This window comes from Pseudomonas tremae (assembly GCF_001401155.1).
GTDB classification, from domain to species: domain Bacteria; phylum Pseudomonadota; class Gammaproteobacteria; order Pseudomonadales; family Pseudomonadaceae; genus Aquipseudomonas; species Aquipseudomonas tremae.
Genome location: NZ_LJRO01000133.1, coordinates 47,550 through 57,985, shown reverse-complemented (window position 1 = coordinate 57,985; position 10,436 = coordinate 47,550). Strand labels below are relative to the sequence as shown.

Here is a 10,436-nt window from a genome sequence, read left to right as displayed (position 1 = left end):
GGCAGTGACAGCTCGCTCACGGCAGGCTACGGCAGTACCCAGACCGCCCAGCAGGGCAGCAACCTGACGGCCGGGTATGGCAGCACCGGGACGGCTGGCTCCGATAGCTCGTTGATAGCAGGCTACGGCAGCACGCAGACCTCGGGCGCAGACAGTGCAATGACAGCAGGTTATGGCAGTACACAGACCGCGCAGGAGGGCAGTAACCTGATGGCGGGTTATGGCAGCACTGGAACAGCAGGAGCCGACAGTTCTCTGATCGCCGGTTATGGCAGTACCCAGACCTCTGGCAGTGACAGCTCGCTCACAGCAGGTTACGGCAGTACCCAGACTGCTCGGGAAGGTAGCATTCTGACAGCGGGCTACGGCAGTACACAAACAGCCGGGGCCGACAGTAACCTGACTTCAGGTTATGGGAGTACAGGCACTGCGGGGCATGAAAGCTTCATCGTGGCGGGTTACGGCAGCACGCAGACAGCAGGTCACAAGAGCATCCTGACGGCGGGTTATGGAAGTACTCAGACGGCCAGAGACGGTAGCGACCTGATAGCGGGTTACGGGAGTACGGGTACGGCAGGCTCTGGCAGTTCACTGATTGCGGGTTATGGCAGTACTCAGACAGCCAGTTACAGAAGTATGCTGACCGCCGGTTACGGCAGTACTCAGACCGCTCGGGAACGCAGTGATCTGGTCGCAGGCTACGGCAGCACTTCAACTGCGGGATCGAACAGTTCGCTGATAGCCGGGTACGGCAGCACTCAGACGGCGGGCTTCAAAAGTATCCTGACTGCAGGCTACGGCAGTACGCAAACAGCTCAGGAGCGCAGTGACCTTGTCACTGGCTATGGAAGTACCTCCACCGCCGGCTATTCCAGTTCTTTGATTGCCGGATATGGCAGCACGCAAACTGCAGGATACGAGAGCACATTGACTGCCGGTTACGGCAGTACGCAAACCGCACAGGAAAGCAGCTCGCTCACCACGGGCTATGGAAGCACCTCCACCGCCGGTTATTCCAGCTCGTTGATTGCGGGTTACGGCAGTACTCAGACCGCGGGCTACGAGAGCACGCTAACCTCTGGCTATGGCAGCACGCAGACGGCACAGGAGCACAGTGATCTCGTTACCGGCTATGGAAGTACCTCCACCGCCGGTTATTCCAGCTCGTTGATTGCGGGTTACGGCAGTACTCAGACCGCAGGCTACGAGAGTACGCTGACTGCCGGTTACGGCAGCACGCAGACGGCACAGGAAAACAGCTCGCTTACTACCGGCTACGGGAGTACTTCCACCGCTGGCTTTTCCAGTTCCCTGATTGCAGGCTATGGCAGCACGCAGACAGCAGGCTATGAAAGTACCCTCACGGCTGGCTACGGCAGTACGCAAACCGCAGAGCGTGGTAGTTCATTGACTGCGGGCTATGGCAGTACCGCAACGGCCGGGGAAGACAGCTCGTTGATAGCCGGGTATGGCAGTACGCTGACCAGTGGGATCAGAAGTCTGTTGACCGCAGGTTATGGCAGTACGCTGATAGCCGGGCTGCGCAGTGTGCTGATTGCGGGTTACGGCAGCAGTCTTACCTCTGGTATGCGCAGTACATTGACTGCGGGCTACGGCAGTAACCAGATTGCAAGTTATGGCAGTTCGTTGATTGCGGGCCATGAGAGTATTCAAGTTGCCGGGCATAAAAGCATGCTTATTGCCGGCAAGGGCAGTTCGCAGACAGCGGGGTTTCGCAGCACGCTTATTGCCGGTGCGTTCAGCGTGCAATTGGCAGGTGATCGAAGCAGGCTGATCGCCGGCGCAGACAGCAATCAGACAGCCGGTGATCGCAGCAAGTTGCTGGCCGGAAACAACAGTTACCTGACTGCGGGTGATCGAAGCAAACTTACAGGCGGGAATGACTGTACGTTGATGGCTGGAGACCAATGCAAGTTGACCGCCGGAAAGAACAGCGTTCTGGTCGCGGGCGCTCGCAGCAAGCTTATTGGCAGCGAGGGCTCAACGCTCTCGGGTGGCGAGGACTCCACGCTTATTTTCCGGCTCTGGGATGGCAAAAAATACAGGCAACTGGTTGCCAAAACAGGAGAGAAAGGCGTTGAGGCCGACATGCCGTATTACGTGAACGAAGATGACGATATCGTCAGTAAACCCGAAGACGATGATGCCTGAACCACGTCCACCGGTTTATTCGAAAACGCCGGTGTCAAGCATTGACAGGGTACGTCAATGGATTGCGGGACATGAAGTCCCTTTTTCGAAACACCCATGCTGTACTTATTTCTTTCATTCTCAGCGAACATTGAATTTTATTCTGACCAGGCATCTATCGAGCGGCAGCGGCTGAGGTGCGGGACAGCAGGCTGCCCCGCGATACAGTTTGTGTCCTTGGTGACTGCTACGGCAGCTCATGGCTGGCATAGAACGCGCCCAATACCTTGACCAGATGCGCCAGATCGTGGCTGCCGGCAAGCTCCCGAATCGAGTGCATGGCGAATGTCGGTAAGCCGATGTCGACCGTACGTATGCCCAGGTGGCTGGCGGTGATCGGCCCGATGGTGGAGCCACAGGCCATGTCGCTGCGCACCACGAAGCTTTGCACGGGCACTTCTTCAGCCATGCACAGATGGCGGAAGAAACCTGCGGTTTCGCTGTTGGTGGCGTAGCGCTGATTGCTGTTGACCTTGATGACTGGCCCGGCGTTGAGCTTGGGCCCGTGATTGGCATCATGCTTCTCGGCGTAGTTGGGGTGTATGCCATGAGCGTTGTCGGCGGAAATCATCAGCGATTTCTGAATGGTGCGTACATAGTCTTCGCTGCTTGGCAGCAGGCGCTGGACGATCTGTTCCAGCATCGCGCCGTCTGCGCCGCACGTCGAGGATGAGCCCACTTCCTCGTGATCGGTACACACCAGCAGGGCGGTTTCATCACTGCTGGTGTTGAGCAGCGCCTGCATGCCTGCGAAGCATGATAGTAGGTTGTCCAGACGTGCGCCCGCCAGGAAGTCACCATTGAGGCCAACGACTGCTGCGCTCTGGGTGTCGTAGAAACTCAGCTCGTAATCAAGCACTACATCGGCGTTCAGGCCATGTTCGCGTGCCAACTGATCAGTCAGTAGCGCGCGGAAGTCTGCGCGCTCGTCACCGGCGACTTGCGCCAGAATCGGCGGCAGCTCGTTTTGCGCGTTGATCGCCCAGCCTTCATTGGCTGTGCGGTTCAGGTGAATAGCCAGGTTGGGGATGACAGCGATCGGCAGTCTGAAGTCGATGAGCTGGCTTTCGACCTTGCCGTCACGGCGGAAGGTGACCCGGCCGGCCAGCGACAGGTCGCGGTCGAACCAAGGGGCCAGCAGCGCACCGCCGTAGACTTCGACACCCAATTGCCAGAAGCCCTGACGTTGCAGTTCCGGTTGCGGCTTGACCCGCAGGCATGGGCTGTCAGTGTGCGCGCCGACCATGCGGATGCCGCCGGTAAGCGGCGACTGGCGGCCCATTCTGAACGCGACAATGGAAGAATCATTGCGTGTGACGTAGTACCGGCCACCGGTTTCGATGCCCCAGGTGTCACGTTCGTCCAAACGTTGAAAACCCGCAGCCTCAAAGTGTTGCACAAGGGTGGCGGTGGCGTGAAAGGGGGTAGGCGAGGCCTTGAGAAAATCGATGAGGCCTTTGTTCAACTCGTCGCGCATAAATAGCTCCAGACAGCAATGGCGCGAGTTTACCGCATTGGCTCAAACGTTGCCTTGGGTTGCACTCACCTGACATCACGGAACTGCTGTGTGACGCAAAGCGTCACGAACGGCATGACCACGCGAGGCGTGGACACTATAGTCATGGCTCAGAACCGCTGTGTGATGCAGGTCAGAAAGGTACAGGGCACTCGAAGGTCATTCGTTCGCCGCTGCCGGGATGCGTGAAACTCAGCATGCTGGCGTGCAGGCACAGGCGCGGGTACGCCGCCAGCGCCTCGGAATGGGCGTAAAGGCCATCGCCCAGCAGCGGATGCCCGATGGACAGCATGTGCACGCGCAACTGGTGAGAGCGGCCGGTGACAGGCGTGAGTTCGACCCGGCAATGGCTGGCATGCCGTTCGAGAACTTTCCAGTACGTTAGCGCGTGCTTGCCAGCCTCGTGATCCACGACATGGCGCGGCTTGGTCGGCGGATCGTAGCGCAAGGGCAGGTCGATGCTGCCGCTGTCCAGCGACGGCTGGCCCCAGCACAGCGCGGTGTAGGCTTTTTCGGTTTCACGATCGTGAAACTGCCGCGACAATTCGCGATGCGTATCGGGATCGCGAGCCAGCAGAATGATGCCGGACGTTTCCCAATCCAGACGATGAACGATGCGGGCTTCGGGGTAACCGTTTTCCTGCAGGCGGGTAATCAGGCAATCCTTGTTGTCATCGGCGCGGCCGGGGACGGAAAGCAGCAAGGTAGGCTTGTCAATCACCAGAACGGCAGCGTCCTGATAAATGATGCGGATGTTGGACAGCGGCATGCAACGGCCTCGAAACGCTAGAAACGCCGACAGCGGCAAAGGCGCAGCTTCTTGAGAAGTGCGCCGATGCCGCCGTGGACGACTGCCTGATCAGCGATCTGGCAGGGTGATATTGAGTTCCAGAATTGAGCAGCTGCCCTGGCTTTCCAGAGCGACCTGAACCTGATCGGACTCGATATTGACGTATTTGCGGATCACTTCCACCAGCTCTTTCTGCAGGGCAGGAAGGTAGTCAGGGGTCGTTCGCTGGCCACGTTCGTGCGCAACGATGATCTGCAGACGCTCTTTCGCTACCGAGGCCGTGCTTTCTTTTTTGCGGTCACGAAAGAAGTCAAAAATATTCATCAGTTACCCCCGAACAGACGTTCAAAGAATCCTTTCTTATGCACATCCAGAAAACGGTGCTCAAGTGTTTTGCCCAGCAAGCGGTCGACTGCATCGCTGTACGCCTGACCGGCGTCGCTCTGGTCATCCAGAATGACCGGCACGCCGGAGTTGGATGCCTTGAGTACAGCCTGGGATTCCGGGATCACGCCCAGCAGGGTGACGGCGAGAATTTCCTTCACGTCTTCCACGCCAAGCATTTCGCCCTTGCTGACGCGCTCGGGGTTGTAGCGGGTCAGCAGCAAGTGTTCCTTGATCGGGTCTTCACCGAGCTCTGCGCGACGCGATTTGCTGGCCAGCAGGCCGAGCATGCGGTCAGAGTCACGTACCGAGGAGACTTCAGGGTTGGTCACGACGATGGCTTCGTCGGCGAAGTACATCGCCAGATGAGCACCGGTTTCGATACCTGCTGGCGAATCGCAGACGATGTATTCAAAGGTCTTTTTCAGTTCCATGAGGACTTTTTCAACGCCCTCCTTGGTCAGTGCATCCTTGTCACGTGTCTGGCTGGCGGCCAGCACGAACAGGTTTTCGATCTTCTTGTCCTTGATGAGCGCTTGTTGCAGGTTGGCTTCGCCTGTGACCACGTTGACGAAGTCATAAACGACGCGACGCTCGCAGCCCATGATCAGGTCGAGATTACGCAGGCCGACGTCGAAGTCGACGATGACAGTCTTGTGGCCGCGCAATGCGAGGCCTGTACCGATGGCGGCGCTGGTAGTGGTCTTGCCCACACCACCCTTGCCGGATGTAACAACTAGAATCTTGGCCAAGGTGAATCACCCCTAGATGAAAAGGACGTTGAGTCCCTGAAGAGCATCTCGTGACGCAGCAGGGGTCGAAGAGTTCTGGAAATCAAATGGCATGATCCTGGAAAGCTAGCACCGGGCTATTACTTTCAACTCATATGCCGACTGAAAAGCGACGCCTTTCAGGATTTCCTACAGCCTTTGCGACCTTTTCGCGGCGAATCAGAGATACTTTGAAAATTGCGGCAGTATCCGTTAAAGACGAATGATGTTCAACACATCACCGGAAAGGCTTATCTGGACCGGCGAGCCCCACAAAGGGTCTCTGCGCAAGTCTTCGGAGACCTTGTATTGCCCGGCAATCGAAATCAGCTCGGCGCTGAGTTGCTGACAGAAGATCCTTGCCCGAGTGTCACCCTTGATACCTGCCAGTGCTCTGCCGCGCATCGGGCCGTACACATGGATGTTTCCATCGGCCAGAAGTTCCGCGCCGGGACTGACAGGCGCGACCACGACCAGATCGCCGCCCTGGGCGTAGATCTGCTGGCCGCCGCGGACTGGCGACGTAATCACACGGGTCGGCTTGATAACGGGCTCGGGCGGTTTTTCCGGAACCTTCTTTGGCGCCTCGGCTTCGACCGGGTCCAGTACGCGTTCACGAGCACCGGATGGCGGAAGCACCGGGATATCGACGGCGATGGCTGCAGCGATGTCTTCAATGCGATTGGCCCGGATGGCCAGGGTGCGCAGGCCGTGCTGACGACAGATGCGCATCAGCCCCGGCAGGTCCACCGCGCCTTCGTGGGGCGCCAGTTTGTCCAGAGCCAGGATCAACGGCGTGTTGCTGAAGAAGTTGGGAGCCTGCGCCACTTTCGCCGCCAGTTGCCTGTCGAGCGCTTCGAGGTTGGCTCGGGTCAGCTCCATCACAGTGATGGCGAGCATGCTGCCCTTGAGTTGAAATACGGGTTCCGGGTTTTGCGATTCAATCTGGCTCATGGTTGATATACACAACAGCTTGTCGCTAAAAGTGCCGAGACTTATAGCGAGAACGCCCGCGAGCCGCAAGCGGGTCGAACCGTTGTAGAATGCGCGGCCTTTGTTCTGACGGAAGCCCAAATGGATCGCCCGCGCTTTAAATCCAGTTTCCTTCATCCCCGTTTCTGGCCGTTGTGGCTGGGGCTGGGGCTTTTGTGGCTGATCGTCCAGTTGCCTTTTCGGGTCTTGCTGGTCATTGGTCGAGCTCTGGGCGCAGTCATGTATCGGGTGGCCACTGATCGAAAAAATATTGCATCGCGCAACCTCGAGCTGTGTTTTCCGCATTTGTCCGCTGCCGAGCGCAAGCGTCTGCTGAAGGAAAACTTCGCCTCCACGGGCATCGCTTTTTTTGAAATGGCCATGAGCTGGTGGTGGTCCAGGCAGCGACTGGCGAAGCTGGCTCGGGTCGAAGGGCTTGAACACCTGCAGCAGGCTCATCAACAGGGCGAAGGCGTGATCCTGATGGCACTGCATTTCACCACGCTGGAGATCGGCGCCGCGCTACTGGGCCAGCAGCACACCATCGACGGCATGTACCGTGAACACAAAAGCCCGGTGTTCGATTTCATCCAGCGTCGTGGCCGCGAGCGTCACAATCTCGACTCGCTGGCCGTCGAACGCGACGATGTGCGCGGCATGCTCAAGCTGCTGCGCGCCGGACGTGCCATCTGGTACGCGCCCGACCAAGACTATGGCGCCAAACAAAGTGTGTTCGTGCCGCTGTTCGGCATTCAGGCGGCCACCGTGACCGCCACCAGCAAATTTGCCCGCTTGGGGCGTGCGCGGGTAGTTCCGTTCACCCAGCAGCGGCTGGCCGATGGCAGCGGTTATCGGTTGGTCATTCATCCTGCCCTGGAAGATTTTCCGGGTGAAAGCGACGAAGTCGACTGTCTGCGCATCAATCAGTGGGTAGAAAAAGCCATTACCGAATGCCCGGAACAATATCTGTGGGCCCATCGACGTTTCAAAAGTCGACCGGCAGGTGAACCGAAGCTATATAACAAGCATAGATAAAGTGTCTTCGATCACCGAGGTCAGTTGCAGATGCCAGAACCCGTCGTTTCGAGCAGTACTGTGACAAGCAATGTCGAGCCCGTGACCGGGCTCATTCTGTCAGGAGGCGGTGCCCGTGCCGCCTATCAGGTAGGGGTGCTTGCTGGCATTGCCGACCTGCTGCCTGCCGGTTCACCCAATCCTTTCCCGGTCATTGTCGGCACGTCGGCAGGTGCGATCAACGCAGTGAAGCTGGCCAGCGGCGCGCTGCATTTTCGCATCGCCATTCACCAGTTGACCGAGTTCTGGCAGTCATTTCGCAGTCACCAAGTGCTGCGCAGTGACTGGTCAGGCGTGATTCATCAGGCCAGCCGGTTTTTTGGACGCAGCCTGATGGGGTTCGGTCGCAATATTCCGGTTGCCTTGCTCAACAGCTCACCCTTGCGTGATCTGCTCAACGAGCGGCTGGACCTTTCCGGGATCGAAGCCGCCATTGACGCCCATCATCTGCGTGCAGTGGCGGTGACAGCCTTCGGCTACGAGTCAGGGCATGCAGTCACGTTCTATCAAGGTCGCGGCACTATCGAACCCTGGCTGCGTCATCGGCGTACCGGTCGGCCAACGCAACTGACGGTGGACCACTTGCTTGCCAGTTCTGCCATTCCCCTGCTGTTCGCCCCGGTGATGCTCGATCAGGAATACTTCGGGGATGGCGCCGTGCGGCAGTCGGCACCGATCAGCCCGGCGCTGCACCTGGGGGCAAATCGTGTGCTGGTGGTGGGGGTCAGCGGCAATCCGCGCGGGCTCAAGAGCGAAAGGCCTGCGCCGCGTCCGCCAAGCGGCATTCAACCGAGCCTGGCGCAAATCAGCGGGCACATGCTCAACAGCACGTTCATCGACAACCTCGAAAGCGATATCGAACTGCTGGAGCGGTTGAACATGGCCAGTGCGCTGCTGCCCGACGAGCAGATAAGGCAACCGGGCATGGAGCCGGTAGAAGTGCTGGTGATCTCTCCCAGCCGACCGCTGGACGAAATTGCTGCACGTCACCGCCGCGAATTGCCGCCTGCACTGCGCACTTTTCTGCGCGGCCCGGGGGCGACCAAGAGCAGCGGCGCCAGTGTCCTCAGCTATCTGTTGTTCGAGTCGGGTTATTGCAGTGAGCTGATTGAGCTGGGTCGCCACGACGCGATTGCCCAAGGCGCAGAATTGAAACGGTTCCTGCGGCTGGCTTAACCAGCCACGAGTGGTGGACCTTGCGAGGGTGCTGCCGTGTCAGGCTGCCGTTGACGACCGGGAAACCGGATTGAATGACGGATTCCCGGTGGTGCAGGGGGCAGGGCGGGTATCACGCGGTCAGGCGATCTTCCCGGAAGTCGCTCAACGCCTGCTCGATCTCTTCACGCGTGTTCATCACGAATGGCCCGTATTGCACAATCGGCTCGCGCAAGGGTTTGCCTGCAATCAACAGCACTCGAGCGCCGTCGGTGCTGCTGATCAACAGTTCGCCTTCGTCGGACAGCCGCGCTATCTGGCGCACGCCAATCGGTTGGCTGCTGCCCTCAAGCTCGACGCTGCCCTCATACACGTACAGCAGCGCAAGGTGACCAGCGGGCAATTGCGGGCTGATGCGACTGCCTGCAGGCATGTGGAAGTCAAAATACAGCGGTTCGGTGTCTGGGCGTTGCACGGCCCCGAGCTGCTGAACCTTGCCGTCATCGAAACGACCGGCCAGAACCACAACGTGTACGCCTTGCTCGGTGGTAAGGCGGGGAACGTTTTCCGGCTGGATGTCCTGATAGCTGGCGTCGTTCAGCTTGTTCTTGCCAGGCAGATTCAGCCACAACTGAAAGCCGCGCATGGTGCCTTGTTCAAGCTCGGGCATTTCGCTGTGGATAATCCCGCGAGCGGCGGTCATCCATTGCACGCCGCCGCCCTGCAGCAGGCCGACGTTGCCCATGTGGTCTTCGTGGCGCATGCGACCTTCGAGCATGTAGGTCACTGTTTCGAAACCACGGTGCGGATGGGGCGGGAAACCTGCGATGTAATCGTCCGGTTTGTCCGAGCCAAACTCGTCCAGCATCAGAAACGGATCGAACTGCTCTACGCCACGGCCACCGAACACCCGCGTCAGTTTCACGCCAGCGCCGTCAGAGGCAGGTTGGCCAGCCTGAACAGACAGCACTTTACGAAATTGAGTCATGAAAAAAAGGCACTCCTCATCAGGTGATAATGAGTGTCATGGTAGGCCCGCCTGATCGATAAACAGAATCAAATCCCGGTATGGAATGATCGTATTTATCGATGTTTTCAGAGAGCGGGTAGGTGGCTACTCAGTGCTTGCTGCCTTGGGCGGGAATGGACAGCAGTTGCTTTTCCTGATTCCAGTCAAACGGCTCATCGTTCTGCTCTGCTTCGTAACGACGCTCTTCAAGCGCTTGATACAGCTCGATTTCGTCATCAGGCATGAAGTGCAGGCAGTCGCCGGCGAAGAACCACAGCAGGTCGCGAGGCACCAGATGGGCGATTTGCGGGTAGCGCTGAATCACCTGGCACAGAATGTCTTGTCCCAGGTACTGGCTCTCGATCGGGTCAAGCGGCAGTTGTTCGACCAGTTCATCGAAGCGTTCCATGAACAAGGCATGGGGCTTTCTTCAGGAACCTGCTCGGCCTCGCCCAGCGCGACCAGAATGCTGCGCAGGTGTGCCAGCAGGCCAAGTTGGTAGTCGAGAGTGGCGTCGGCCATCGGGGTAATCCTCAAATGCAAAAACAGGCGCCA

Annotated in this window: 9 protein-coding genes and 1 pseudogene; 3 read left to right on the top strand and 7 right to left on the bottom strand. The window is 58.6% G+C overall.

Going from position 1 to position 10,436, the window contains the following annotated elements; all coding sequences use genetic code 11:
• Nucleotides 1-2,172, top strand: a 2,172-nt coding sequence (locus ALO43_RS09685; protein WP_412778917.1) for a beta strand repeat-containing protein, incomplete at its 5' end; no start/stop codon positions are given.
• A gap of 226 nt (nt 2,173-2,398) precedes the next feature.
• On the opposite strand, the gene ALO43_RS09680 is transcribed toward ALO43_RS09685, so the two are convergent.
• From ALO43_RS09680 to minC, 5 genes are all read right to left on the bottom strand, one after another.
• Nucleotides 2,399-3,688: a M18 family aminopeptidase gene (locus ALO43_RS09680; protein WP_005892193.1), complete on the bottom strand. Its 1,290-nt coding sequence runs from the start codon at nt 3,686-3,688 to the stop codon at nt 2,399-2,401.
• 172 nt (nt 3,689-3,860) lie between these two features.
• The gene (locus ALO43_RS09675; RefSeq protein ID WP_005892195.1) at nt 3,861-4,496 is read right to left on the bottom strand and encodes an RluA family pseudouridine synthase; all 636 of its coding nucleotides are present in this window, start codon (nt 4,494-4,496) and stop codon (nt 3,861-3,863) included.
• Between the two features lie 90 nt (nt 4,497-4,586).
• Nucleotides 4,587-4,841 carry a cell division topological specificity factor MinE gene (minE, locus tag ALO43_RS09670; protein WP_005892197.1) on the bottom strand — a complete coding sequence of 85 codons (255 nt, stop codon included), beginning with the start codon at nt 4,839-4,841 and terminating at the stop codon, nt 4,587-4,589.
• Nucleotides 4,841-5,653, bottom strand: coding sequence for a septum site-determining protein MinD (gene minD / locus ALO43_RS09665; protein ID WP_005892199.1), 813 nt, complete (start codon nt 5,651-5,653; stop codon nt 4,841-4,843). Before minD ends, minE begins: the two co-directional genes overlap by 1 nt.
• Nucleotides 5,654-5,884: 231 nt before the next feature.
• The gene (gene minC, locus ALO43_RS09660) at nt 5,885-6,625 is read right to left on the bottom strand and encodes a septum site-determining protein MinC (protein WP_005892201.1); all 741 of its coding nucleotides are present in this window, start codon (nt 6,623-6,625) and stop codon (nt 5,885-5,887) included.
• A 120-nt stretch (nt 6,626-6,745) separates the two neighbouring features.
• Here minC and ALO43_RS09655 point away from each other — a divergent pair, with 120 nt between their 5' ends.
• Nucleotides 6,746-7,678, top strand: a complete 933-nt coding sequence (locus ALO43_RS09655) for a lipid A biosynthesis lauroyl acyltransferase (protein ID WP_005892203.1) — start codon at nt 6,746-6,748, stop codon at nt 7,676-7,678.
• Between the two features lie 30 nt (nt 7,679-7,708).
• A complete protein-coding gene (locus ALO43_RS09650) occupies nt 7,709-8,893 on the top strand; it encodes a patatin-like phospholipase family protein (protein WP_005892205.1) in 1,185 nt (394 codons plus the stop codon).
• Nucleotides 8,894-9,005: 112 nt separating this feature from the next.
• On the opposite strand, the gene ALO43_RS09645 is transcribed toward ALO43_RS09650, so the two are convergent.
• Both ALO43_RS09645 and ALO43_RS09640 read right to left on the bottom strand, forming a co-directional pair.
• On the bottom strand, nt 9,006-9,860 hold the full coding sequence (locus ALO43_RS09645) for a pirin family protein (RefSeq protein ID WP_024690491.1): 855 nt from the start codon (nt 9,858-9,860) through the stop codon (nt 9,006-9,008).
• A 130-nt stretch (nt 9,861-9,990) separates the two neighbouring features.
• Nucleotides 9,991-10,403 (bottom strand): annotated as a pseudogene (locus ALO43_RS09640) (PA2817 family protein).
• Between the last annotated feature and the right edge of the window lie 33 nt (nt 10,404-10,436).